Here is a 26,859-nt window from a genome sequence, read left to right as displayed (position 1 = left end):
ATCCCATAGGTCCTCAGCATGATTTTTTGATCGTTGCTTCGACACATAACGAATTTATGGCGGAGTATCGTTATGTATTATTATTTTAGGGCATAGCCCTTATTCTCTTTCATGTGATCGTTTTCCCATGAACGATCCGGGTTAAAAGATCAACTCATACCCGAGCTTGTAGGTCCGCTCCAGGTCATAGTACTCGTAATGCCTTGTCTTGCCGGGCGTGTTGTCCCCCCAGGTCACCACGGTGTCGTCGAACATGTTGTCCACACCAAAGGTGAGGTATCCCTTCCAGCAGGCCAGCTTGCCCGCAAAGTGAACCGGGTTGTAGCTGGGGAGGTTCCTCTCCCGCTCCCGCAAGATATCCACGGCAAGATTAAGGATCAGCGGTTCGGTGACATAAGAAGCCCCCACCGAGGTCTGGAACTCAGGGGCAGCCTGGTACTCTTCCCCATCGGTGTCTTCGGCCGTGGTATCAGCCAGGTAGCCAGCCACGTCAAAGGATACGGCATCCAGAAACGAGGCCTGGTTCACAAAGGGATAAAAGGAGGTCTCCCACTCCACCCCCGTGGACTCATAGTCTCCCACGTTGAACTTGGTGGCATCATCGCCCACGGTCATGGTCTCGATCTTGTCTTCGTAGGTCATGTAAAAGCCCGCCAGGCGAACCCTCATGTAGTCGTTGTCGTACTTAATCCCGGCCTCGTAGGTCCACCCGCTCTCGGGATCAAGATCCGGGTTACCCGTCAGGGCATCACCCTCATAGTACAAATCGTTAAAGGTGGGGGCTTTGAAGGCCTTTCCGGTGTTGGCAAAGAGATTCAGACCGGATGAGACCCGGTACGTCACCCCGGCAGAAGGCAGAAAGATGTCGTAGTCTTTGTTGTCGCAATCCCCGTAAATCAGCTGCTCACGGAACCCCAGCACCACGGTGAGGGCATCGGCAAAGGTCTTTTTCGCCTGCACAAAGGCTGAAATGTCGTCCCGGTGATGCCTGCCGTATTTTTCGCTGTAATCGGCACCCCGATAGACATAATCCGCCCCGGTGGTCAGCTCCACACCTGCCAGATTGGCCCGGTAATCCCCCTGCACCCCGTAATTGTAGTTCTTGTTGCGCTCCTCGGTGAGCCCTTTACTGGTAAGCTCTTCCCGGTCCAGCTGGTCCAGGTATCCGAAGGCCTTGAGCCTGACGTGCTCCTTTTCAAAGCGAAGATCGGCAAAGTGCTTGAGGTGCTCCTGCTCCGTCTCCTTGACCACCCCACCCGCATCCTTGTTTTTGGTATACCCGGTGGTGCTGATGCTCCCCAGGTAATCAAAGTAGAGACCGTCGACCAGGGTGGCGTTGAGGTTCAGGCCGCCGCTGTCCACGGCGTCCCGCGCGTAGGAATAATTTTTGGCAGGGGACTCGGGATAGGTGGTCTGTGAAATCTTGTCCACAGCGTCCAGGTGGGCATAAGAGACCCCGACATTCACACGGGGGCTGCTCACCTCGGCGCTGGCCGTGCGATGCCCGTGGGACCCTGCCTCCACGGCAACGGATGTTCTTGTATCCCCGGCGTTCTTCTTGGTGATGATGTTCACCACGCAGGCCATGGCGTCGGCTCCATACAAGGTGGAGGCGGCGCCTTTCATCACCTCCACCCGCTCGATCTGCTCCAGGGGAATCATGTCCAGATCGTACCCCTGACCGGCGGCGCCCTGGACCGGACAGCCGTTAACCAGAATCAGGGTGCCCTTGGAGATTCCCCGGGCCGTGATCTCACTGTTCATGCCGCCGAAGGAGACCCCCTGGGGCCCGAAGGATTTATAGGAAAATCCGCCTTTCCGCCTCAGGGCCTGGGCCAGGTTGTCCGCCCCGGTCTCCATGAGCTCTTCCGAGGAGTACATGGTGACAAACCGCGGGCTCTCCTTTTCCCCGGTGGGAAACCGCTCGGCGGTAACCACGAGTTCATCCAGGGACTCTCCTGCGTTTGCGGCTGCGGGCACAAACCCTGCGGCGCATAAGGCAATGGCTGCCACACCCGTACAGGCCAGGTGCTTCACATGACGTTTCAACATACCTCGTTCCTCACATCCTTTGATGGTTAAATCAGCATGCATGGAGAAAAGAGGCGTGCGTTTCCATCCGGTCCCCATACATACCCGGGAAAAGAGCGACTCGCCCCCTCCCCCAAACACCCGTGGCCCAAAAGCCACATACCGTGCAGGTCTTTTTCTCCCCGGTGCAACCAGCGCCGGGGAACAAAAAAACCCACACAGAGCAAAGCCTGTGTGGGATACCGTTTTCATTCCACAATGCACTTTTCCACCCTTTTCCACGAGTGAAAAATCTACCCAGTTATTCAGGTAAGTCTTCTGACTTCCGGATCGATCTAATGGCCGCGCCTTCCCGTTGATTTTCAACAGTGGCATGTCTGCGGCGTTCGTCCCCGGTTACAGCGGCGGGCCCGTTCCTGATTTGCACAGGATTCCTTGTTATGCAGACCATGCACCGGCCCGCACCTGAATAGTATGTCCGAAATGACCAGGGCCATTTCTATAGAATGTGAGCAAAACTATCCTACCGTCATCGAGATGTCAATGCATTCGTGCAGTACTTAAGGAAAACAGGCCATGGCAGTGCCCTTAAAAATAATAGTAACTATTCAGCTTATGTTTGCCTCCGGCGGCCCTGCCGGGGGCAAACCTTTTGAAAAGTTTGACAAACAGGCCTTGACAGCTTTGGGATGAATTTCAGGGATTTTGACTGTTCTAATCTTTCAACCGGAAAGTTTTTTGCGGAGCTTTTTTTCAAAAAAGCGACCCGCCGGAGGCAAGCTGAATAGTTACAAATAATACATAACGATACTCCGCCTTACATTCGTTATGTGTCGAAGCATCGATCAAAAAATCATGCTGAGGACTTATGGGATGATCCCGTCATATGTAATTTATTCTTGGCATGGCCTTATGGGAAACGCCCCTTACCTGTCAATGTGCCCTTCCACATTGACGGGTGCAGCGTTGAATCCAGCCAAAGCGCGCACTCACCCCGCCTATCCAACTGAATAAAAAGCGAAAACCGCCAGAGCAGACCTCGTTTCCAATGTTACTTACAATGGAATAGGAATATCGGCCCTGTCAAATCCTCACTTTTTTACTTTTTTCTATTTGACTGTCACCTCGAGTTGGGCTATTAGCTCTCCTGATTTTTATAAGATATTTCATAAAACAGAACAAACCCTACGAAAGGACACAACAACCCCTGGCCGGGAATCTGGGTAAAAGATCGAAACACAGACCGCAGCCGCCTGTCTGCCATGTTCCCACACGCCTGCCCATTAATTCTTCACGACTCGTCAACCAACCCTGGGAATCAAAAACCACACCGCCACACCGCTTAATGGCTGCCCCGCGAAGAACGCGTTGCCTGCCTTTTCTTCGGATACCCGTGTCTCGGTTTTTCAACCCTTTGACAGCTTTTCAGTAAAAAAACGATGGACACCGCCCTGTCTCGAGCCATGGCATCGGCACGCGCTTCGACAGCCACCCCGATCTGCGGACGTGTGCGCGGAGTGTGTAACCGCTCGTTTGCTGGTCTGCGGAACACCCCTTGATTTAGGAGAATATCCCCATGAACACCCTGAAAAACATGACCCTTCAATCCAAGCTCATACTGGGATTTACCACGGTACTGGGCCTGCTGGCCGCCACCACCCTGATGGGAATCGTCGCATTGAACAATGCATCCAGCGGCTTTACGGAATACCGGGAGATGGCCCGCAACGCCAACCTTTCAGGCCGCATTCAGGCCAATATGCTCATGACGCGAATGAACGTCAAAGAGTTCCTTATCTCCGGAAACGAGACCAACCGGGAAGAGTTCATGGGTTACTATGAAAAAATGGATGATTTGCTGGAACGGGCAACCGAGACCATCAACCACCCTGACCATGCCGCCAAAATCCGGGAAATCGACGCCTCTGTCAGCCGCTACAACGAAGCCTTTATCAAGGTGGTCGATCTCCAGAAGCAGGAAGAAAAAGTCATCGGAGACGTCCTGAACCCCAGGGGCAAGGCCATGGAAACCCTGCTCGCAGAGCTTCTGGAGTCGGCCAACCGAAAAGGCGACACCGAAATGGCCTATGGTGCAGGGGTTGCCATGGAGCACATGCTCATCGGAAGGGTTCACAGGACAGCCTTTTTCGTCAGCAATGCCAGATCCGACGCCGACCGGGTGGTCTCCGAATTTGATTTGATGCAAGGGGCCCTGGACCGCCTGGCAAAAACAGGGGCACCCACCACGGATCTTTCCAATATCCAAAGGGAAAAAGACCTTTACCTGAAAGGCTTTTCCCAGGCCCTCTCCCTTCGAGACTCCCGGAACCAGGTCATTGAGGGCACCCTGGACCGTATCGGTCCTGAGGTGGCTCGCCTCATCGATGAAATCAAGCTCGACATCAAAGGGGTCCAGGACCAGATCGGCCCCCGCCTGAAGGTTTCCAACCACCGGGGGATCGTCCTGATCATCGCCACCAGCGCAGGGGCCCTCATCATCGGCATCCTCATTGTCATCGGCCTGACCCGAAGCGTCCTGAGGCAGCTGGGCTGCGACCCCGCAGAGATTGCGGAGGTGGCCCGCAACATTGCCGGAGGCAATTTCCTCATCACCTTTACCTACGACAAAAACAACAAGCTCCACGGCGTCTACAAAGACATGGAGACCATGGCCATCAAACTCCGGGAGACCTTCACCAACATCCGGTCCGGGGTGCACACCCTCACCTCCGCCACCGAGGAGCTCGGCACCGTGTCGACCCAGATGGTGTCCGGCTCAGCCGAAACCTCCGGCAAATCCAACGCCGTGGCCGCAGCCGCCGAAAAAATGAGCGCCAACATGAACTCGGTATCGGCTGCCACGGAACAGTCCGCCACAAACATCAACATGGTGGCCGCCGCCTTAGAGGAGATGACCGCCACCATCAATGAAATCGGCAGCAACACGGCCACGGCCCGAGGGATCAACGACGACGCGGTTGTCCTCTCCCGCACGGCTTCCACCAAGGTCGATGCCCTGGGAAAATCGGCCCATGAAATCGGCCAGGTCACCGAAGCCATCAAAGAGATCTCCGAACAAACCAACCTTCTTGCCCTGAACGCAACCATCGAAGCCGCACGGGCAGGCGAAGCGGGCAAAGGCTTTGCCGTGGTGGCCGGTGAAATCAAGGAGCTGGCGGTGCAGACCTCCGAGGCGACCCACAAGATCAAGACCCGCATCGACGGGATCCAGGGCGCCACCCAGGACGCCATCATTGAGATCCAGGGCATTTCTGATGTCATCACCAAATTGAACGAGCTGGTCACCACCATTGCCTCGGCCATCGAAGAGCAGTCGGTCACAAGCAAGGAGATCGCCGACAACATTGCCCAGGCCTCCAGGGGCAATCAGGACATCACGGAAAGCATCGCCCACAGCGCCGCTGTCGCAGGCGACATCACCCATGACATCAACCAGGTCGACCATGCCGCGGGCGTGATGTCAACCAACAGCACCCAGATCGGCGACAACGTGGAAAAACTGAAAAACCTCTCCGACCAACTCAAGCAGATGGTGGACGTGGTCAAATTCTGATCGGCGCAAAAAAGCGAAACGGGGAGGCAAGGCCAAGCCCCTCCCCGTTTCGCAAAGCCCTGCCACAAACATCAACATCCCGAAAAAGAATAGACACTTCCGGCAGAAACAGGGTACAAAAGGACACGTTCCCGGTCCCGCCGCCGGCCAGTACCACACGCGCCCACGGCCCCCTGTCACTCAAAAAAGCGCCACGCAGTCCCCACCCGCCTGCAAACTGGACGGAATCGGCTCCCCCGCCACTGCCGTTGAACACGAAGCAACACCTGAAGCATCAAGGAGGATTATGAAAACCCACTGGCTGCTTTTCCTGATTCTGTGCCTTGCCTTTCCCGCCCTTGCCACAGAAACCATCACCGACAAGAGCGAGGCCGAGCCCCCCGCAGCGCCCCCTCCGGCCCATGAAGCAAAACCCATCAAGGAGACATTCAAGGCCCCCACGACCAAGCCTTTCAAGATCATCGGCGAGACCGTCGAGCCGGGCACCATGAAAACCCTGAAATGGTTCTCTGTGCAGGCACCGGGCGGGGTGACGGTGGGAACCCCCGTCATCGTCATCAACGGTGCAAAGCCGGGCCCTGTCCTGGCACTGACTGCCGCCATCCACGGTGACGAGCTCAACGGCATCGAGATGATCCGCCAGGTGGTGCACAACATCGACCCAAAAAAATTGAACGGGGTGGTGGTGGGGATGCCCATCGTCAACCTTGAAGGGTTCTGGAGGCGGGACCGCTACATCGGCGACCGAAGGGACCTCAACCGCTACTTTCCCGGCAACCCCAAAGGATCCTACCCAAGCCGTGTGGCCTACGCCCTGTTCACGGACATCATCGACCGGTGCGACATGCTCATCGACATCCACACCGGTTCCTTCTTCCGGGAAAACCTGCCCCAGCTCCGCGCCGACTTTGCCATGGACGAAGTGGCCGATCTCACCAAGCACTTCGGCGACCTGACCACCCTTCAAAGCATCGCCCCGGAAGGCAGCCTCAGGGATGCGGCCACGGACTCGGGCATCCCCGCGGTGGTCATGGAAATCGGCGGCCCCTTGAGCCTGGAGCCCGACAAGGTAGCCACCGGCGTCAAGAGCATCCGGACCTTCCTGAAAAACGTGGGCATGGTGGAAAAATTCAAATTCCTTCCCTCCCCACAGCCTGTGTTTTACGGCAGCGAGTGGGTACGGGCCGAAGCCGGGGGGATCCTCATGAGCAAAGTCAAGCTCGGGGCATCCGTCAAAAAAGGGGACCTCCTGGCCGAAATCATCAACCCGGTCACCAACGTGGTGCACCAGACCCTCTCCCCTCTCAACGGCACCATCCTGGGGCGTGCCCAGAACCAGTTCGTCAGCCCGGGCTTTGCCCTCTTCCGGGTGGGTATCCGTCACACGCCTGAGGAACTTAAGGAGCAAAGCCGCGCGGAGTCGGCGGAGGTCGATACAAAGGAATAGATGAAAAACAAAAACACCCCGAAAGCGGATTGCTCATCCTGACAAAAAACACCGCAATCGGTTGAGAAAGGGGAGCAGCCCCGTTCGTTTTATCAAGAGTATTGGGTACCCCCCTTTTGACTTTAAGAAGTTATCTCAAATCTGCTGCAAGCCGAAAGCCAACCAAATAGCTCCCAGCCCCACTTCCGGCACGGCTTGCAGAACGACTGTATCTCTGACCCTGGGACCAGTTCCCCCCCCGAACACAATGCTCCTCTCCAGTCGTCACAATATCATCTTCGGGAAACCTTTTCGGCTCCGTCCCCAAATGTTCTTGCCAAGTGTCTACAACCCATTCTGCTACGTTCCCATGCATATGATAAAGGCCCCAGGAATTTGGTTGAAAGTCTTTATCTTTCACGTTACTGGGACCTGTTCTGTCAGCAGGACTGCCCCCGAACCGAGCCTCACCAATCTTAAGCTCATATCCATCGCCTATGGCAAAAGGAGTGACTGTCCCTGCCCTCGCGGCGTACTCCCATTCCGCTTCTGTGGGGAGCCTGAATGTGTACAGAGTACTTTTCGTATTTAACACATCGATGAATGCCTGAACCGCCTCAAACGAAACGCTCTCCACGGGACATTTTGTTGTGTCATCGGGATAAATCACCGACGGCCCTCCTGGCCAAAAAGGAGGCAAATTATTTTTTGATTGGCACTCTGAAGGATTTTCACCCATCACAGCCTGCCACTGTTCCTGTGTGACTTCTGTCGTCGCAATGTAAACCCCTTGGGTGAGTTCCACCTCATGAAGGTCTTCCTGATCATGCCTTCCTGATTCACTCACGGGCGACCCCATCCTGAATGTGCCCCCCGGAAGTGCTGCCATTTCAAATGCTACAGAAAGTGCATTCGTGGGAGGATCTAAAAAGATAGTCACGGGTTCATGGATAATTTTCTCCCCCAGAAAAAAAACAACCATGGCACCACTGGGTTCACTTTCCGATCCCCACCCTGACGCGACAACAACAAAATAGTAGGTGGTATGTTTTTCGAGGCCATCCACGATGGTACAGAAACTCTTCGTTGTCTCTACAGCATTTTCGCTGTCAATCCCCGCCCCCTGATCTTTGGACCAGTAAATGGTGTAATATTCTGCCCCGGGCACGTCATCCCAAGTAAGCTCCACAGCATCATCCACCGGCTTAGCAAAAACATGCCGCGGGGCTTGAAGGATCCCGGATTTAGCCGTCGCATCAACCCTGTCGACACGGGTTGAATAATCGACCTTCTCGTCCCCCGTCACAGCAATGTCATAATAATACGTCTTGCCATACTCCACCTTCTGGTGAAGCCACTCTGTCTCCGTGATATTCGATTCCATTTGCCACTCGCTTTCCGCCAAGTCCGGATCATCGGACCAATACACGGTGTAGCTCCGGGCACAGGGCACCGCCCCCCAACCGACCGCAATGCCGTCACCCTGTGAAACGGCTCTAAAATGCCTTGGAAAATCCAATGTGCCGGCACTGGCAACGGTCGCAATAACGTCAGAGGGTTTGCTGTTATATGAACCGTCTTCCGCCACAACCACATAGTACAGCTGCTTGCAGAAACAGGTATTTTCATGGATCCAGCTCGTCCCTTTGATGCCCCTGACCGGAATCCATTCAGCGCCTTTCGTGCTTTTTACCCCACCAAAGGGCCCTGGAGTCTCCGACCAGTAAACCGTATACTGGGTCGCGCCGGGCACGGCTTTCCAGGAGAGGCTGACAGCTGACTCCTTTTCGGCCACCGTGACGTCCTTAGGCTGTTCGAGCACCGACACCCCACTGCCCGACTCCGCACCGGGAGTGGCCCCGCGGCCACACCCTGTAATTAAAAGAATTGCCAACGTCAGTATCAACCGCATCGCTGTCATGTATCCGCGATATTTCATCCTTGTTCCCTTCATTCTACCTTCCTTCAATCCCACATGCTGTGGGCATCCATTTCAAAACGATGCTTGTCTGGATCCCCTGGCCTGTGTCGTACCTGTTAAAACGCCACCTGAAAATTCACCCACCCGCGGTGCCGGGTCATCTCATCGTTGATGCGGCCGGAGTAGCCAAGTGCAAGGGACGTATCACCCCAAGTCATCTCAGCGCTGAACTGCGCCCCAAAGGCAGAATTGTCCTGCCGATCTGAAAGGGTTGCCTGCTGATCTGCAAGGGCCATTGTTCCGGTAACCTTTCCACCGGTGAGGACCTGCTCGGCAAAAAGACGGAGCCGGGGTTCGATGGCGATGTCCCCTGCTTCCAGAAGCCCCCTCCAGTTGATGGCGGTTTCCACAAAGAGTTCCTGCTCGTCCAGCACTCCGTAGCGTGTACCCATCCAACTCATATGATCCATGACAAAGGCGTCCTGGTGCGCCCACTCATGCCGGAGACCGATTTCAGGGGCCAGAACGCTCCCTGGAGCAGGTCGAAAAACGTAAGTACCAGCCAGGCGAGTGATCACCCCCTGGGTTTTGTAGTCGCCTTCTTCCTGGTTTTCAGGGGCTTTATCCTCAAAATCATGGGTGGAATAAAAAAAAGTGGAGGAAAGGCGCAAAGAGGTATTTGCGGTAATCCGGCGAAGCCCCTGAACCCCGAGGGCTGCATGGGTCATACGGGTCTCCCTGTCCTGATACCTTGCCGGGTCAAAATCCAGGGATCCGCGATCGAGGACAAAGTGGACCCCTGCCAGGGTGTCCCGCCCCCAGGCGCGGGTCCCGCCGCCGCAAAGCCCTCCGTCCTTGGCGTCATACCCGTCGCCATGGCCCTTGCTGGCGTATGGCATGACAAAAAGGGTGCGCGCCCGGGGGCCGTCACCTCTCTTTCGCGTCCCCTGCCCCATGCCCGCGGCCATGAAGGCTTCGTCCGCCATGGCTATGCCTTGGTTCATCACCTCCAAGGTTTGCCGGAAAGACTTTATGGCGGGGTTAAACGCTGGGGCATAACGAAACAGGATGGATTCGTTTCCGTTGAGGCCCACTACGGCAATGTCTTCGGAGAACAACCCTTCAACACGAGAAAACCTGTGGGTTTCCCCCGAGACAGCCCCATCGATTTGATACGGGGTTTCAAAAAGCGTGCTCTCGTCGATACGGACATGAAGGGCAGCATCCGAAAGATCAAACGAACCGGTGGCAGAATGACCCCAGACACCATTGAGCACCGACGTATCCTCGGAAAAGAGGACTTCGTACTCCTTGACCACCAGCCTGCCGTCTGCGGCGTAGACAGCATAAGCCCGGGCATCGCCCGAATCCGAGGCGGCCCGGGCATCCACCATGCCGGTGGAATAGAGATCCGCATCTCCTGTGGACACAATCCCATAGGACCGTGCCTTTCCGCGGGATTGAGAGAAAACAGAAATCGAGCCGGTGTTGACAATCCGGCTGCCTGTGCTGCCCATAAGACCGTAAGCGAGGGCCTCAGGGTTGTCCCCGGTGTCACCGCCCCGGGCCGTTACCGAAACCTCTCCGGTGTTGACAACCGCAGCCCCTTTGTCGCCAAAGAGCCCCATGGCCTGACTTCGTACTGTCCCCGACGCAGACGGGGTTCCCAAAGCCCCTGGGTCATCAAGACGTTCCCCGGATACAAAAGAAACAACGCTGCCGGTGTTAAGCATCATCGACCCGGCCTCGCCATACATACCGCAGGAGACAACATCCGTTTCCATGGGTGAGGTGTTGGAATGAAGACGCATGCCTCCGGTGGCCGTGGCTGAAATTCGCCCGGTGTTCACGCCGACGGCGCGCGTATCACAATACATTCCGTATGCACGGCCCCGGGTCCGATAGGTGGCATCCGGGCCTGCGGCAAGATCTCCCAACCCAGAGGAAACAGCGATATCCCCACGGTTCAAGGCCAGGCATACAGAGGCCCCTTCCCCGGGATCTGCTGCGGGGATTGAAAAAGCGAGCTGGCCGGAACGGGTTGCCCAGATCCCGCAGGATAGCACCACCAGATTGGCCCCCACGTCGGCATGCCTGCCATCCGTAGACAGCCGCACCGACTCGCCGGAGGCACCGGCATCAATACGCCCCTCATTCAGGGCGATGCCGCCGTTCAGCACGCTCAGTCCAAAGGCCTTGGCCACCGAATCCACCCGCCCAACGTCCTCCATGGCAGGGTATTGCGCCCTCAGGGTGACAGACGCGTTGTTCTCAACAAGAAGATCATCCCCCCCAACACAGATGCCGGACGCATACACAACCCCTTCGCTGGTCCGAGCCCCAAAAAGCGGGACCCCTTTTTTTTCTACGGCAATGTCCTCATCGTGAATAAAAACACGGCCGAAATACGCCCCATGCAAAGCCGACAAATCAGTATCCGACGGCACAAAATCAGACCACTGCCCGGGAAGCAGCGGATCACTGCCTAAGTATTGCTCCGAGGCACTCCCCGGGGTGCAAAGAAGGCAGATACCCAACGCAGCGACAAGACCCAACGCAAACCGATTCGACAAACGGCCCCCCTCTTCGTAAAAAGTTTATTACAACAAATTAAGTCAAAAACTGACGTTGTATTTCAGAGAGGACTTCCCGTGTCAACAAAATACTAACTATTTTTTAGATAAATATTGAGACCCCATTACAAAGCACCTGATTTCCAGAACCTTACGCCGTAAAAAATTAAATTTTAACCAAATTTTGGCGTTTTTTTGGCGAATTTTTAACAAACAGAGCACCAAATGAAATATTACTCAAAACCCAAAATGAAACATTGCTTCGACTTACCTTTTTTGCTATCACCTCCTTTTTTACGAAGTTAAAGTTTACTGATAGGAAATATCAAAAAACAGCAAGTCACATCACACCGGCCTCAGCCATGTGACCGCTGACATGCAATCAACCACCAAAAAAAGGTCACCCATGAAAAAAAGTTTCAAAAGCCTGCTGCTGTCGTTCTGTGCCATCTTTGTCATCTCTCCATGTTACGCCATGGAAGAAACCACATCACCGTGGTCCTTTGGGGTCGGAGGATCAAACCTGCATGAGAACATTGATACCGGATCAAACGGCATCGATTTCGACGAAAGCGTAGGGTTTAATGTCAGGCTGGGATATCGGGTAAGCGATTCCCTTGAAGCGGAAATCGACTACCTATACATCGACGGGTTTGACGGCAGTGTTGCAGGTATCGAAGCCTTTGAACTGGACGGCTATGCAATCACCGCAAACGCAAAGTGGTACCCGAGCAAAGGAAAGGTACAACCCTATTGCCTGGTTGGAGCCGGGTTTGCCGATCTCACAGCCAGTGTGGATTTTCTGGATACCCATGATGCAGAATCGGACTGGGGAACCGTGCTCCGTGCGGGAGCCGGGGTGGACGCCTACATCTCTGAAAAAGTGTTCTTCTTCGGGGAGATCTCATACTACCTCACCTGCGGGGACATTGACGACAACGACTTCATGCCCATGACCATCGGCGTCAAACGGACATTTTAAAAGCACCCCAAGGGGTGCTGGTGCCCAAAGAGCAAGCACCTCCTTTTTCACCTGGCCCCCCTTGGTTTTCACAAAACGTTACACCCTCATCCCCCCATCTGAATTCAGTGAAGTCCTTGAACCCCACTCCCCCCTCCCCATGCCATACCACTTGACCAGCGAATCAACTCACAGAATTTGCAAAACAGGATTGACACAAAAAGAACATTGATACCATAACGGTCACATCATTAACTTTCTTCCACCGGAGAACCCATGAAAATTGACGCCCACTACTACGGCATCCTGGCCTTCTGCAGGGCCTGCGGCTTCACCAAAGAGGCCGCGGGAACCATCGCCTATGCCTCCCAGTACGTCGACGACGCCAAGATCAACCACATGGTCCTGGCCAAAAAGCCGACGGATGTGGAGCCGGAAACCATCGACGGCAAACCGGCCTTTTTCAACATGGCCACCTGCCACTCTTACGCCCGGCTTGCCACCTACAACTACGACTCCATGACGGGCAACACCTGCGCCTTTCACTTTGTGCCGGGATGCGATGGGAAAAGCTTTACCCGCAAGCTGAGGTGCAAGGAAAACTCCCCCATCATCAGGCCCATCCTGGAAAAAGCCAAAGAAGAAAACGACCTTGTAAAGTTGGGCATGGTCCTTCACGCCTACGCCGACACCTTCTCACATCAGGGGTTCTCCGGACTTTTGAGCAAGGTCAACAGCATCGAAAACCTCTCGGCCACCACCAAAATGCCCCTTGTGCCGGTGCACGTCTTTAAAAAATGGGTGATGCAGCTCCAGAAAAGCAAACTCGGGGACACCTTTGACCGGGCCCTGCACGCCATGGCTCCGGCCTACGGCCACGGCAGGGCCTTGAGCTGCCCCGACGAACCCCACCTCACCTGGACCTACCACTACGACTACAGCGACAATTTTTCCTCCCAGTTCAAACAATCCAAAGCAATCAACCCCGACCGCTTCGAAAGGGCCTTCACGAAGATCCACGGGCACCTTACGGACTACCTTGAAAAGCACCCTGAATACAAAGACCCCGGGGTCGGCCTCACGGACCTCACGCCCCTGTTCGACACCCTCCTTGGCGTGCACACCGACAAAAAACGGGTCAAAAACTGGCAGAAGACCATGGTCCGGCTCAACCTTCTGGACGCATCGGACCCCATGCTCAGCTACGATAGGTTCCGCTGGCTCAAGGCGTCCTTTTCCAATTTCTCGGTAAAAGCCTACGACAAACGGAAGGTGGAAGGAGCCATCCCCGCCCCGGACTTTGCCGAGGGCAACTGGTACCGCTTTTACAAAGCGGTGCACTGGTACAAGGACCATTTTTTCAGGCTTGCGGAAAAAGAAGGGGTGACCATCCCCAGATAACTAAGGAGCCCCCGGCGCCCTGCCGGGGGCCAAACTTTTGAAAAGTTGGACAAACAGGTTTCGTTTTTTGGGCGCACGCATCAACCTTGCATACCCCCCCTTCTTTATTATGTTTTACCGAAAAGTTTTTGCAGAGCTTTTTTCAACAAGCGACCCGCCGGAGGCAACTGAATTGTTACATGCGTTGGCCCTGCGAAAAACAAAGGTTTGGGTTGCAGAAACCGGTGCATGGTGCTATGGTCGCCACCGTTTTTGCCCGGTGGTGTGTTTCCGGCAGGGGTGTCCCCTTCCTTCATGCAACCTTTTTTCCGGGCACGGGCGGTTTGCCCTACGGCAGGCCATCATCACGTGACCATGCACACTCTGCACGACAGAGCAACAGATCACTTCACAGGAACAGGAAATGAACGATTCGGAAGGCGGCAGTCAGCCCGCTCCTGAAAAGACATCACCACGACTCCGACCGCTCTGCGATCCCTTTCCAAAGGCACGCCCCGTCACGCCCTTAGCGTAATTCCCGGGTGACCCTTTCTTCAGGGTAACGCGCGCGGCGCGGAACCCATCAGGGAGGTCCACCATGAAAAACCCGCTCCTCGTCCCTGAGCTGCGAGATTACCTTGAATCCGACAACCGTGAGGCCCTGGGCCTCTTTCTGGAGAGCGGACACCCGCGCGTCATCGCCGACTTTCTCTCCGCCCTCACCCCCAAAGAGGCCTGGCAAATCCTTGAAGCGGGAGAGCTATGCCTTGCCGCCGAGATCTTCTCGGAAATGGATGACTGGTTCCAGGCGGATGTTGCCGAAACCCTGAGCCGCCACGAACTGGCCTGCCTGGTAACCGAGATGTCCCCGGACGACCGGGTGGACCTTCTCAGCCGTATTCCCGAAAACAGACGACTCCGAATCCTCTCCGCCCTGGCGGTGGCCGAGCGGGAAGACATCCGAAAGCTCTCCTCCTACCACGAGGGAAGCGCAGGCTCGGCCATGACCTCGGACTACGCCACCCTCTCCCCGGACCTCACGGCGGCCGACGCCATCGACAAACTCCGAAGGGAAGCCCCGGACAAGGAGACCATCTACTATGCCTATGTGGTGGATGAAGAGCGCAGGCTCATCGGCTTTGCATCGCTGAAGGACCTGATCCTGGCCCCGGCCCATGAGCCGGTAAGGGAGATCATGAACGAAGGGGTGATCTCGGTGCGGGCCACGGACGACCAGGAGTTTGCCGCGCGCCAGATCCAGAAGTACGGGCTCATCGCCCTGCCGGTGATCAACGGCGGGGACGCCCTGGTGGGCATCATCACCCACGACGACGCCATCGACATCATCACCCAGGAGCACACCGAAGACCTTGAAAAATTCATGGCCATCCAGGGGAGCCACGATGCGGCCTCCTACCTGCGCACCCCGGCCCTGACCCATTTCAGGAACCGCGTCCTCTGGGTGGTGGGCCTGGCCGCAGCAGGCCTGGTCTCAGGAGGGATCCTCCATCACTTCGAGGCCACCTTGAGCCACCTCATGATCCTGGCCCTCTACATGCCCATGCTGGCCGACACCGGCGGCAACACAGGCAGCCAGTCCGCCACCGTGGTGATCCGGGCCCTGGCGTTGGGAGAGATTACATCCAGGGACATCCTCAAGGTCCTGGGCAAAGAGTTTAAAATCGCCCTGATGCTGGCGGCCGTGCTGGCCGGTGTGGCCTGGATAAAGATCCAGCTCCTCTCCGGCGGCAGCCCCATCCCCGGAGGCTTTACCCTGCCCCAGGTGGGCGGTGTCATTGTCCTGGCTCTCTCCGTTCAGGTGCTCACCTCCACCCTGGTGGGCGCCCTCCTCCCCATGGGCGCAGCCGGTTTGCGCCTGGACCCGGCCGTGGTGGCCAGCCCGGCTTTGACCACAGTGGTGGATATCACCGGGCTCTTTATCTATTTCACCTGTGCACGGGTGCTTTTGGGGGTGTAAGGCAGGCGATAGGGAAAACAGGCCATAAGAAAAGCAGGTGATGGGTTATAAAAAACGCACAGTAACGATTCAGCTCAAAAAAAAACAGCCTCCGGCGGCAAGGTGTGCCACCTTGAAAGCAGATAGCAGCTGTGTTTTGCCCCTCGTTCCTCGGGTCAAATCACATCCGCCTTTAAAGTAAAAATTCACGCAAAAAGATTTTTTAAAACCTGTTTGTTAAACTTTTTAAACGTTTAGCCCCCGGCAGGGCCGCCGGAGGCATGGGCTGAATAGTTACAACGCACATTCCCTATTTCCTATGGCCGATTCCCTTTTTTTCCTGTCACCTGGCTTGCCTTGCCCATTGCGGCGCTTCATGGTACGCTCCGCATCCTTGTAAAATGACGCATCATCCCGGGATGATCGGCGGGCGTGCCTGCCCTTTGACCCGGCTTTCTGATACACTGAACCACGGACTCTTTCCATGATCCACTTAACCAACATCACCCGGCAGCACGGCAACCAGATCCTCTTTGACAAGGCGAGCCTCCAGATCCTCTCCGGCTCCCGTACGGGCCTGGTGGGCCCCAACGGGGCAGGCAAATCCACCATTTTCCGCCTGATCACAGGGGAAGAGGAGGCCGACGGGGGCGAGATCTCCATCGGGAAAAAAACCACCATCGGCTACTTCTCACAGACCACCGGGGAGATGGCGGGCCGTACGGCGTTGGAAGAGGTACTCGCCGCCGCCGGGAACATTGCCGAGCTGGCCGCGTCCATCGCCGAGATGGAGGAGGCCATGGCCGTTCCCATGGGCGACGACGAGATGGCCGCCCTCCTGGAGCGCTACGGCAATGCCGTGGAAGAGTTCGAAAACCGAGGGGGCTACGACCTGGAGCCACGGACTCGGGCCATCCTCACGGGCCTGGGCATCGGCCCTGCGGACCATGACCGAAGCGTGGAGGCCTTCAGCGGTGGCTGGAAGATGCGCATCGCCCTGGCCGGTATCCTTCTTGTCAACCCGGACGTGCTGCTGCTGGACGAACCCACCAACCACCTGGACGTGGAGTCCATTGTCTGGCTCGAAAACTGGCTGGTCTCAGAGTTCAAGGGTGCCCTTCTCATGACCTGTCACGACCAGGAGTTCATGAACCGCGTGGTAAGCCGTACCGTGGAGGTGGCCAATCGCACCCTCACCACCTACGGGGGCAACTACGACTTCTACTTAAAGGAACGGGAAATCAGGCGCGAACAGCTCATGGCAAGCTACCGCCGCCAGCAGGAGATGCTGGCCAAGGAGGAGGAGTTCATCGCCCGGTTTGCCGCCCGCGTCTCCCATGCCGCCCAGGTGCAGTCCCGCATCAAGAAGCTGGAGAAGATCGAGCGCATCGAGCTGCCACCGGAGCAGCGCACCATGACCTTCGAGTTTGCCGAGCCGCCGCGCTCCGGCGACGACGTGGTGGCCATCGACAACCTGGCCAAGTCCTGGCCCAAGGAGGACGGCTCCGAGCAGTCGGTCTTCGGCGGGGTCTCGGGCATGGTGCGCAGGGGGGACAAGATCGCCGTGGTGGGTATCAACGGCGCCGGGAAATCCACCTTTTTAAAGGTCATGGCAGGCCAGACCGAGGCCTCGGCAGGCGACCTCACCATCGGTGCCAACGTACACACCGGCTACTTCAGCCAGCACGCCATGGACATCCTCGACCCGCAGAAGAGCGTCTTCGACACCGTGCAGGATGCCCTTCCCACCGCAGGCATCGGGGTGATCCGAAACCTCTGCGCCGCCTTTCTCTTCTCCGGGGACGACGTGCACAAAAGAATCGACATGCTCTCCGGCGGTGAAAAGAGCCGGGTGGTCCTGGCCACCCTGCTGGCACGCCCGTTGAACCTGCTGATCCTGGACGAACCCACCAACCACCTGGATATCCAGTCCCGGGAGATCCTGCTGGAAGCACTCAAAACGTTTACGGGCACCGTGGTCCTCGTGAGCCACGACCGCCACTTCCTGCGTGCCCTGGTCAGCCGGGTGTTTGCCATCGACCACGGGGAGATGATCCCCTACGAGGGCGACTACGACTACTACCTGGGCAAGTCCGCCAGTCAGGGAGAATAAAAAGCCTCCGGCGGCCCTGCCGGGGGCCAAACTTTTAAAAAGTTTGACAAACAGGTCTTAAGCAAGCCTTTCCAGGCTCCGCCGGAGGCACGCTGAATAGTGACAAAAAAATTTGAATACATATCATTTTTAAAGGCGGATGTGATTTGACCCGAGGAACGAGGGGCAAAGCGCATCCGCAACCTGCTTTCAAGGTGGCGCACCTTGCCGCCGGAGGCTTGTTTTTCTATCCACGTTAACCATAGAGGGCACCACCCCAACCCACGCAAAGGTAACCCCATGGCCAAAGTAAGCTGGAAACCCGGCACCATGATCTACCCCCTTCCCGCCGTCATGGTCAGCTGCGGCGAGACCGAAGCAGAGTACAACATCATCACCGTCGCCTGGACCGGGACCATCTGCTCGGACCCGCCCATGTGCTACATCTCCGTCCGGCCCAACCGCCATTCCTACGAGATCCTGAAACGCACCGGCGAGTACGTCATCAACCTCACCACCGAAGAGCTGGCCAAGGCCACGGACTGGTGCGGGGTCCGCTCCGGCAAGAAATTCAACAAGTTCGACGCGATGCACCTCACCCCAGGCAAAGCCGAAAAGGTGAATGCCCCCATCATCAGCGAGGCGCCCTTGCACATCGAGTGCCGGGTCAAGGAGATCGTACCCCTGGGCACCCACGACATGTTCATCAGCGAAGTGGTCAACGTCATGGCCGACACCCGCTACCTGGACGAAGAGACCGGAGCCTTTCACCTGGACTGGGCCAAGCCCATCTGCTACGCCCACGGCCAGTACAGGGGCCTGGGGAAAAAGCTCGGGAAATTCGGGTTTTCCGTGGAGAAAAAGAAAAAAAAGATGGGGTCTCCCCTGCAAGGGGTGAAAAAAAGGGGGAAGGCTAAGGGCTAAGGGCTAAGGGCTAAGGGCTAAGGGCTAAGGGCTAAGGGCTAAGGGAAAAATAGCCATGGAGGCTTTGTGGCGCAAGGCAGAAAGGGTGCTTAATCCGGTAAGTGTCACCTCGTAAAATTCAGCCCAATATAACACAGACCGCAGGGATGACGTTGACCGGTCTTGTTGTGGCGTTTGTAGGGTGTGCTTGCGCACCATGTGCTGGGAAAACCGACGTCTTTTGCCTTGTCCATGCTGCGTAAAAAGCCCACCCGCCAATGATTTTTCATGACCGTTGCGATGTCTCTGCGGTGCGCTAGCGCACCCTACCTCACATCCCCGACACCGTAGGCACGCGTTAAAACGAAAGGCCGCCGTTTGTGTCCCGCCAGGGACACACGGCGGCCTTTTTGTTTTCAGGTTATCAGGCGCTGGCCCGCCGAGTATTTTCGGCTTTCCTCGGGTACTTCAGGTAGGGGATGATCTGGCGGTTCTTGTTGCCGCCGGTGCCGTCGTAGGTCACGCAGACCACGGGCACGCCGGTGACCGCCTCAATGGTCTCGGTCATGGACTCGGTGACCAGGGAGGCGCAGCAGAAGGCCGGGCTGGTCTGGACAAAAAGGCCCACATCCGGGTAGTGCTTCTTGATGTAGTGGACTTTGAGGATATTGTCCATGGACTCCCCGGTATTCTCCATGGAGAGCTTGTACCGGGCCAGGATCTTCTCCGGGTCGTCGGTGTAGGTGTGGTGCACATCCGGCAGCACCCGCTCAAAATACCGGAGGTATCGCCGTTCCAGGGTGTTCATGGCCGCCAGAAGGGGCTTGTAGGAAATAAGGCTCATGTATTTGCCTTCGGCAAACCACTTCCTGAAATACTTTTCCGCGATCATCTTGGCGTACTCGTTGTACGGGGTGGTGATGGCCTCGCCGCCGTGGGCTTCAATGACCCGGATCAGGTCCTGGTTCATCACCTTGTTGTCCCGCACGTAAAGGTCTCCGAAGATGGCCACCTTGATGCGCTCTTCCTTTCGGGTCTCGATACCTTCGAAAAGCTCGGTCACCTGGATGACGGCGCTCTCCTTGGTGCGGTATCCGGCCATGGCGTCGCAGAGGATCTCCATGGACCGCTCGGCCACTTTGTCCGTTGCCCCCTCTACCGCCTCATAGGGCCGGACCCTGCAGATCATCTTCCGCAAAAGCCCCCCGAACAGATAGGCAAAGTAGGTGTTCACCCCCGCACGGATGGAGATATCGATGAAGGAGAGCTCTCCCACAAACACACCGGCCTCTTCCATCCCCCCGCCATGGGCCTTGAGGTGGCTCTTGATAAAATGGGGGTAGAGCTTGATGTTACAGGCCAGCTCCGAATGGGACATCCAGAGCACGGTGTCGGCCGGGTTGAGTCGGTTCTGCTCCATGCACTCGATGAACCCCTGGGCGATGGCGTTCACCGGAATACACTGGCCCGTGTTGAACTTCAGGCTCTGCTGGATGGTGGCCGGGGTCTCCTCGATGAGGTAGGTGGTGTACCCTTCCCGCCTCAGGTTCTCGGCCAGGAGGCGGCAGGTGATGGCGTCCCAGTTGGGGATCACCACGTTCTTGTTCCGCATCTCCTTGGTCAGGTCCGGGTTCACCACGGAGTAATCTCCGGAGCCTGCCCTGTGGGCCTGGGTGTAGTGGTTCTTAAAGGAGCGGATGGCCGCTTCGATGCGGGTTTCATACCCCACGCTGGAATCGTGCTCGTCAAGCTCCAGGATCAGGTACGGCTTGTTGTTGGCCTCCATCACCTTTTTGAAGGCATCGATGATAAAGGAGTCCGGGGCGCACTTGAAAGAGGTGACGAACACCGGGTAAATACCGGGGATCCCTGCGGCGGTCTCCGCGGCCTCCAGGATCTTGGCCGCGTAGTTCCAGTGCAGTTCGTCAAGCATGGGACGAATTTTAACCGGGTCTCCCTTGGGCAGCATGTCCTGGTAAAAGGACTTCACGCCCCGCTCGGCAAAGATATCGGGAATGCGGTTGTTGGCCTGGCGGGACAGCACCGTGTAGGGTCGCCCCAGGAGCACCACCGAGAGGTTCTCCCGGGGTTCAAACTCTTTTTCGTAGAGCCCTTTCAGGTTTTTCCGGGCCTCCTTCATGAACTCAGTGGCCTTGTTGTACGCGGTGGAGACCTCGAAAAAACTCACGGGCTGTTTCGTCACCTGCTTGAGCATCCGGTAGAGCCGGTACCGGGTATGGAACCCCGAATAGAGGTACTTCAGCGTGGGAGTCAGCAGCTGGGCCTTGCCCCCCAGGGCCGAGGCCGAAAGCACGGCCGGAGAGAACTGGGTGTAGTAGCAGTACTGGCGCCTGCCCCCCTTTTCCGGGTTCTTGTTCTCGATGTAATAGGGCAGAAAAATAAAATCCGCCTTGTCCACCAGGTGGGACACATGGCCGTGCAGGGCCGTCATGGGCGCACAGAATTCGGCACCTGTGAGGTTTTTTCCTTCCTTGACCGCCGCTTTAAACCCTTCGCTGGTCACGGTGCGAATGGAAAGCAAAGAGAAAAACCGCTTCCAGAAAGGCAGGTCTTCCCGCAGGTGAAGGGCTGCCGGGATGCCCACGATCTCGTCATGGCGATACGAGGTGGGCGACTCCACCCGAAGCAGCTTTTTGCGGGCCTTGAGGAGGTCAAACCCTGCCTTGTTGCTGCTCACAAAGGAGGTAGACTCGTAATCGCGGCCGCAGAGGAACCCGTAGGCCACCTTCTCCCCGGCCACATCGGCCACGGTGATCTTGCACTTGTTATTACAGAGGGAGCACACCTCGGAGGTCACGGCAATGTGCTCTTTGTGGAGCCCCGTGCCCCGGAAGGTGGTGGCAGACGCGCCTTCGTCAAGAAGGGTCAGGGCCGTGCCCAGGGCCCCGGTGAGATGGCAGAACTTGGACACCAGGATCTTCTTGTTCAGGCGCTGCTCAAAGGCCGCCACCAGGGCCTTGTTCTTGGCCGTGGCGCCCTGGAAGAAGATCACCTCGCCGATGCGCCCCTCTTCCGCCACCTTGATGAGGTAATTTTCACGCACGGAATGCAGGGCCGAGGCCAGCACCTCGTCCACGGAAAACCCGCAGGCCAGGTAGTGGTTGATGTCCCGCTCCATGAAAACCGTACAGCGATCGCTGCTCATGGGGGCGCGAACCCCCAGGGTCCGCCGGGAGTAGGACCGCACGTCGCACCCCAGTTTCAAGGCCTGCTCCTCGATGAAGCTGCCGGTGCCCGCCGCGCACACGTTGTTCATCACTGAGGAGGTGACCATCCCGTTTTTCAGGGTGGTGAACTTGGCGTCCTGGCCCCCGATCTCGATGATGGTGTCCACCTCGGGGTTGAGTTCGCAGGCAGCCCGGGCATGGGCGGTGATCTCATCCAGGGCCAGGTCCGCTCCCACAATACGCCCGATGAACTTACGGCCCGAACCCGTGGTGCCCGCCCCCTTCCAGTCAAAGGCGACCCCAAGCTTTTTCTCTACTTCTTCCACCGCCTCAAAAATGCCTGACACCGCATCCACAGGGCGGCCTGAGGTGCGGGTGTAAAACCCGGCCACCACCTGTTTTGACTCATCCACCACCACCGCCTTGGTGCTGGTGGAGCCGATGTCGATGCCCAGGAACGCGGGCAGGGTTTTCTCCGTCGGCGTCTCGTAGACATCCACCTCCACAAAGCTCTTGAGGCCGTCATGTTCAAAGGGCAGATCGTAACTTGAAACGCTTGAGAAATCTGGATAATCAGACAGGTGCAGTTCCAGGGGCGGGTAGTGGTACTCCTTCACAAAGGACTCCTGCTGCTGCACGCCCCCGGGGATAGAAATAGGCTCGGCGTCGCAGGCAATGGCCCCAGCGGCCAGAAACTCCAGGGCAGCGCCCACGGCGCCGTAGTAAAGGGCCATCTCATCGGTGACAAAGGGGACCCCGGCGATGGACTCCAGGTGACCGGTCACCGCGCGGTTCAGGGCCACGCCCCCCACAAAAAGCACAGGGTCTTTTTGCTCGCGTGAGGCAAAGACGGTGTCGGCGATATTTTTGGCCAGGCCGTGGCAGAGGCCGTCGCAAATCTCAGCAAGGGAATACCCCTCCTGCTGGGCATGGATAAGATCGGTCTTGGCAAACACGGCGCACCGGGAGGCGATCTCGGGAAACTCTCCGTTGCTCTCTTCGGCGATGCGGGAGAGCTCCTCGATGCCGGACAGATTGAGGCGCCCGGCCTGCTGGTCCAGAAAACTCCCCGTACCCGCGGCACAGGACGTATTGCCACGGGTGTCCACGTAATTGCCCTTGTCGTCAAAGCGGATCAGGGCAAACTGCTCGCCCCCCACGGAGAGCACGTTGCGTGCTTCGGGGTGAAGGTGTTTTGCCGCATGGATCAGGCTGATACGCCCGTCAAACCGTCGATTGGCCTTGATCAGGGAGGGGGTGGTGTCTGTGGCTGCCACTGCGGCAATGCGGCTATCTGAGAAGGCCTGCAAAAGGGTCTCCACTGCCGATGTCATCTCGCCTTTGTGCTGCAGGCTGACTTTTTTCACAATCTGCCTGTCGGGAGTCATCTCGACGGCTGTGGCCGATACGGATCCGATATCCAATCCAAGAATGTTCAGTGTCATATGTGTGGTCCCCAGCGTGAATGGTTCGTTCTGTTCCAACGGGATAAGGAACGTTCAACCCGGACATCTCACAGCAACACACCGTAATAACGCCATGTCACTTCAGATGAATCGTTTTCTCATGAAGTATCCGGGGTAAGGGCTCGGGCACCCCCTTGTTAAGGAAGGATTCTCTTCTCCTGCCGTCGTCGCATCGCAAGAAACCAGCAAAACGGACAGAGGAAAACCCTGCATGGAGATAAAGGGAGGGGTGCTTGCGTGTTCGAGTGTGAGCCCTCAAGTCTCTGCAATCGTCTGTTGCCGGCGCCGTCGGTGATATGACGGCCGCAACAAAGGGCGCCCCGTAAAATAAGGATTCATGGGCCGTACGAGAGAATACGTACCACTTTTAGAATACGTATTCTACACTCCGGCACGTATCTGCACAAGCTCTTATCGGGCTCAGAGCCCCCGAAAGAGGCTGCCCGCCAGCGACAGCCCCATGACAACATCTTAATTTCACGGAAAATTACAACAAACACCACCGCCCTGCGGAAAAACCTCTTCCCTGCCTGTGGAGGTATGCTTGCAGGCAGGGTATACGTAAAGTCGCCGTACATTCCCGAAAGGGGTCGTCCCACCCACAGCAAACAATGATGCATTGACCGACCATACCGAAAGGTTGATTTATGAAGAAATTGCCAGTAATATAGAGACATTCGTTTATCAACCCATCATCATCCATTCTGATATACCTTAATACCCGTTGCCCGCAGAAACCATAGTAGACATCGCCCCTTTCACCCGCGGCAACCCCACGTCCTCTTTCCATGATGCGTTGGTAATCAATGTTCTTTTGCTCTCCGGTCAGTTTCCTTTTTGGGGCAAGGCCCCGTTAAGCACATAAACACATGCATTCCGACACGCTTGAAAAACCGCCTATGTCTATCTGGCCACCAGATCCGAAGGCTTTTCCCAGGGGCGAGTCCCCCTTGTGTAAAGCAAAGGGCGGAGCTATAGTCATTGATCATGCCTGCAAAAAGGCGCAGTCATTCTGGCACAGTGCCCCAGACAATCGCCCATTCACCCATCAGCCCCATACGCCACGGACATAAAATGCGATGCCCGGACCGGGACCCATCATCAACGAACAATGCCTTGACGTCACCAGCGACCTGAACGTCCTTTCCGACGTGCGCCGCTTTCTGAGGGACGTCTTCGCCGGCATCGCCGACGACCCCGTCAACCGCATGGAGCTGGCCGCCAACGAGGTGGCGGCCAACATCATCCGGCATGCGTACAAAGGGGCACCCGGCCACGCCATCGTCATCCGGGCCCAGGTGGGCCCGGACCGCATCTGCGTCAGCTTCTTTGACCACGGCGCCCCCTTTGACCCGGAACAGGTCCCGGCGCCCCTCTTCGACGGCTCCCAGGAGGGGGGATTCGGGCTCTTTATCGTCTCCGAGGTGGTGGATGAGTTTCGATATCTCCCAAGCGCGGAGGGAAACCGCACCACCCTCTGCATCTTTCTGCCATGACCCGATGCCCAAAGGCCCTCGCCCTGTTGATCCTTATGTGTCTCTTCGCCCCGGAGAGCCCGGTGGCCGACACCGACCGCCCCCTTTCCGACGAGGAGATCCTTGAGGCCATCGACATGCCGGAGGGGACCTTCCTGGGCCATGCCTCGGAAGCCCAGGCCCGGAAGCTGGCCGCCCTTTTGTGCAACCATCACAACAGCGCCATGGAGCACCTGGCAAACCTGGAAGACGCCACAAAACACACAGAGGTCAAGCGCCTTATCCGGGAAAACCTCATGGTTGCCCAACGCATCCTCGGACACATCGAAAAAACGGCCAAGCACCAGGGCACCGGCGAGCTGACTCTTTTTTACGACACCGGCGCCGACAGCTTTGCCGAAAACAGCCTCCAGCACAGGCGCCTGGTCCGTTTTCTGGATTACCTGGCACGGGAGAGCAAAGGACGCTCCCTCCTTTTCATCAGCATCGGCAGTGCGTCGACACCGGGCACAGAAAAGGAGAATCTGGCCCTCTCCGCCAGGCGTGCCCACTTTCCCAAACGCTTTATCGACCACTACCTTGTGAACACCCCCCACGGATTTTACGAAATCTACGGCACGGGGGAAGCAGGCAGCCCGGAAACCGGGACCCCGGCCATCCACAGCCGACATCAGCACACCCGCCTCATCGCCTTTTATGCCAAACGTGCCCCCCAGGGACCTGCATTGTCGGCGCCCCCTGTGTCCCAGGCATCACCCGATGCATCCCAGGCCGCCCCGGACACCGCCGTACGAACCGACACCGAAGAGCGATCTTCCACGGAAGCCGACGCCAGCACTCTCCTCGGCATGGAGTTCGCCTGGATCGCCCCGGGCACCTTCACCATGGGCAGCCCCAAGGATGAACCGGGGCGGGACCCCGACGAAACACAGAACCAGGTGACCCTGACCCGGGGCTTCTATATGCAAACCACGGAGGTGACCCAGGGCCAGTGGGATGCCCTCATGGAACACAACCCCTCCTACTACAAGGAGTGCGGAGCCAACTGCCCGGTGAACCGCGTCTGCTGGACAGACGTCATGGAGTTTATCCAGCGGCTCAACGCCATGGAGGAGGCGGAAGGATTTTACCGGCTCCCCACGGAGGCGGAGTGGGAATACGCATGCCGGGCGGGAAGCCCGGAGGCCTTTGCCAACGGCCCCCTGCTGGAGCTTGCCTGCGCCTACGACACCAACATGGACCACATGGGCTGGCACATCGGCAACTCCGGAACCCGTCTCCACATGGTGGGCCTGAAGGCAAAGAACAGCTGGGGCCTCTACGACATGCACGGCAACATCTGGGAGTGGTGCATGGACTGGGAAGGTCCCTACGGCGACCAGCCCCGCATCGACCCGCAGGGACCGTCCACGGGAGACCGCAAGGTCATCCGGGGGGGGAGCTGGAGCAGTGACGACCGGGACTGCCGATCCGCCAACCGCCTCTTCGTCACCGAGTGCAACCGCAACGCCGGCATCGGTTTCCGGCTGGTGATGGATAAACAAGAGTCATCTCTCACACAACAAAGAAGGGCCCCATGAAAATCCATTCCGAACCCATCAACGATGTCGTTGTGGTGGACATCCTGGCCGACTCCCTTGACGCCGGGAACACCCGTGAGTTCAGGGAAGCCATCACCCCCCTGATCACCTCGGGTTCCACCCTTGTCCTCAACCTTGAGAGCGTCCGGTTCCTGGACAGCTCCGGGTGCGGGTCCATCCTCTCCTGCCTGCGCCAGCTCAACGCCAACGACGGGGACCTCAAGGTATGCGGCCTCCAGAAACAGGTACGCGCCGTCTTCGAGCTGGTGCGTATCCACCGGATCATCGACATTTTTGAGAACCGCGACGAAGCCATCAGACAGGCGTAAGCC

At 57.3% G+C, this 26,859-nt stretch carries 15 protein-coding genes and 1 riboswitch; of the genes, 10 read left to right on the top strand and 5 right to left on the bottom strand.

From position 1 onward, the window contains the following. Positions 1–141: 141 nt before the first annotated feature. Positions 142–2,052: a TonB-dependent receptor plug domain-containing protein gene (locus MSL71_RS21000; RefSeq protein WP_180144367.1), complete on the bottom strand. Its 1,911-nt coding sequence runs from the start codon at positions 2,050–2,052 to the stop codon at positions 142–144. Between the two features lie 270 nt (positions 2,053–2,322). Then, a riboswitch (cobalamin riboswitch) is annotated at positions 2,323–2,515 on the bottom strand. Between the two features lie 1,092 nt (positions 2,516–3,607). Between MSL71_RS21000 and MSL71_RS20995 the strand changes: the two genes are divergently transcribed. Both MSL71_RS20995 and MSL71_RS20990 read left to right on the top strand, forming a co-directional pair. Further along, the gene (locus MSL71_RS20995; RefSeq protein WP_180144364.1) at positions 3,608–5,605 is read left to right on the top strand and encodes a HAMP domain-containing methyl-accepting chemotaxis protein; all 1,998 of its coding nucleotides are present in this window, start codon (positions 3,608–3,610) and stop codon (positions 5,603–5,605) included. Positions 5,606–5,891: 286 nt separating this feature from the next. Beyond that, the gene (locus MSL71_RS20990; RefSeq protein ID WP_180144361.1) at positions 5,892–7,052 is read left to right on the top strand and encodes a succinylglutamate desuccinylase/aspartoacylase family protein; all 1,161 of its coding nucleotides are present in this window, start codon (positions 5,892–5,894) and stop codon (positions 7,050–7,052) included. A gap of 130 nt (positions 7,053–7,182) precedes the next feature. Here MSL71_RS20990 and MSL71_RS20985 read toward each other — a convergent pair whose 3' ends face one another. Then, positions 7,183–8,985 (bottom strand): SUMF1/EgtB/PvdO family nonheme iron enzyme, encoded by a 1,803-nt coding sequence (locus tag MSL71_RS20985; protein WP_180144358.1) that lies wholly within the window; start codon positions 8,983–8,985, stop codon positions 7,183–7,185. 83 nt (positions 8,986–9,068) lie between these two features. Then, complete coding sequence (locus MSL71_RS20980) at positions 9,069–11,381, bottom strand: autotransporter outer membrane beta-barrel domain-containing protein (RefSeq protein WP_180144348.1); 2,313 nt, start codon at positions 11,379–11,381, stop codon at positions 9,069–9,071. Positions 11,382–11,931: 550 nt separating this feature from the next. Between MSL71_RS20980 and MSL71_RS20975 the strand changes: the two genes are divergently transcribed. Both MSL71_RS20975 and MSL71_RS20970 read left to right on the top strand, forming a co-directional pair. Then, positions 11,932–12,507 carry a porin family protein gene (locus MSL71_RS20975; RefSeq protein ID WP_180144345.1) on the top strand — a complete coding sequence of 192 codons (576 nt, stop codon included), beginning with the start codon at positions 11,932–11,934 and terminating at the stop codon, positions 12,505–12,507. 255 nt (positions 12,508–12,762) lie between these two features. Next, positions 12,763–13,887, top strand: coding sequence for a DUF6765 family protein (locus MSL71_RS20970; RefSeq protein ID WP_180144342.1), 1,125 nt, complete (start codon positions 12,763–12,765; stop codon positions 13,885–13,887). Positions 13,888–13,994: 107 nt separating this feature from the next. Here MSL71_RS20970 and MSL71_RS20965 read toward each other — a convergent pair whose 3' ends face one another. After that, positions 13,995–14,183, bottom strand: coding sequence for a hypothetical protein (locus MSL71_RS20965; RefSeq protein ID WP_180144339.1), 189 nt, complete (start codon positions 14,181–14,183; stop codon positions 13,995–13,997). Positions 14,184–14,464: 281 nt separating this feature from the next. Between MSL71_RS20965 and mgtE the strand changes: the two genes are divergently transcribed. The 3 genes from mgtE to MSL71_RS20950 all read left to right on the top strand — a co-directional run bounded on the left by mgtE (position 14,465) and on the right by MSL71_RS20950 (position 18,839). Continuing rightward, positions 14,465–15,844, top strand: coding sequence for a magnesium transporter (gene mgtE / locus MSL71_RS20960; RefSeq protein WP_180144336.1), 1,380 nt, complete (start codon positions 14,465–14,467; stop codon positions 15,842–15,844). A gap of 463 nt (positions 15,845–16,307) precedes the next feature. Beyond that, positions 16,308–17,936: an ABC-F family ATP-binding cassette domain-containing protein gene (locus MSL71_RS20955; protein ID WP_180144332.1), complete on the top strand. Its 1,629-nt coding sequence runs from the start codon at positions 16,308–16,310 to the stop codon at positions 17,934–17,936. A 279-nt stretch (positions 17,937–18,215) separates the two neighbouring features. Next, the gene (locus tag MSL71_RS20950) at positions 18,216–18,839 is read left to right on the top strand and encodes a flavin reductase family protein (protein WP_180144329.1); all 624 of its coding nucleotides are present in this window, start codon (positions 18,216–18,218) and stop codon (positions 18,837–18,839) included. Between the two features lie 403 nt (positions 18,840–19,242). Here the strand turns inward: MSL71_RS20950 and MSL71_RS20945 are convergent, their stop codons facing one another. After that, positions 19,243–23,451 carry an acyl-CoA dehydratase activase gene (locus MSL71_RS20945; RefSeq protein ID WP_180144326.1) on the bottom strand — a complete coding sequence of 1,403 codons (4,209 nt, stop codon included), beginning with the start codon at positions 23,449–23,451 and terminating at the stop codon, positions 19,243–19,245. Between the two features lie 1,100 nt (positions 23,452–24,551). Here MSL71_RS20945 and MSL71_RS20940 point away from each other — a divergent pair. The 3 genes from MSL71_RS20940 to MSL71_RS20930 are packed head-to-tail and all read left to right on the top strand — an operon-like array spanning position 24,552 to position 26,856. After that, positions 24,552–24,968, top strand: coding sequence for an ATP-binding protein (locus MSL71_RS20940; protein WP_180144322.1), 417 nt, complete (start codon positions 24,552–24,554; stop codon positions 24,966–24,968). Then, positions 24,965–26,527: a formylglycine-generating enzyme family protein gene (locus MSL71_RS20935; protein WP_180144319.1), complete on the top strand. Its 1,563-nt coding sequence runs from the start codon at positions 24,965–24,967 to the stop codon at positions 26,525–26,527. The genes MSL71_RS20940 and MSL71_RS20935 overlap by 4 nt, the downstream gene beginning before the upstream one ends. Beyond that, positions 26,524–26,856 carry an STAS domain-containing protein gene (locus tag MSL71_RS20930; RefSeq protein ID WP_180144317.1) on the top strand — a complete coding sequence of 111 codons (333 nt, stop codon included), beginning with the start codon at positions 26,524–26,526 and terminating at the stop codon, positions 26,854–26,856. The genes MSL71_RS20935 and MSL71_RS20930 overlap by 4 nt, the downstream gene beginning before the upstream one ends. Positions 26,857–26,859 lie beyond the last annotated feature (3 nt).

It is taken from the genome of Desulfoluna butyratoxydans (assembly GCF_900699765.1).
In the GTDB taxonomy this organism is placed as follows: Bacteria; Desulfobacterota; Desulfobacteria; order Desulfobacterales; family Desulfolunaceae; genus Desulfoluna; species Desulfoluna butyratoxydans.
The sequence above is the reverse complement of the archived record's forward strand: the minus strand, read 5'-3'. Positions and strand labels throughout refer to the sequence as shown.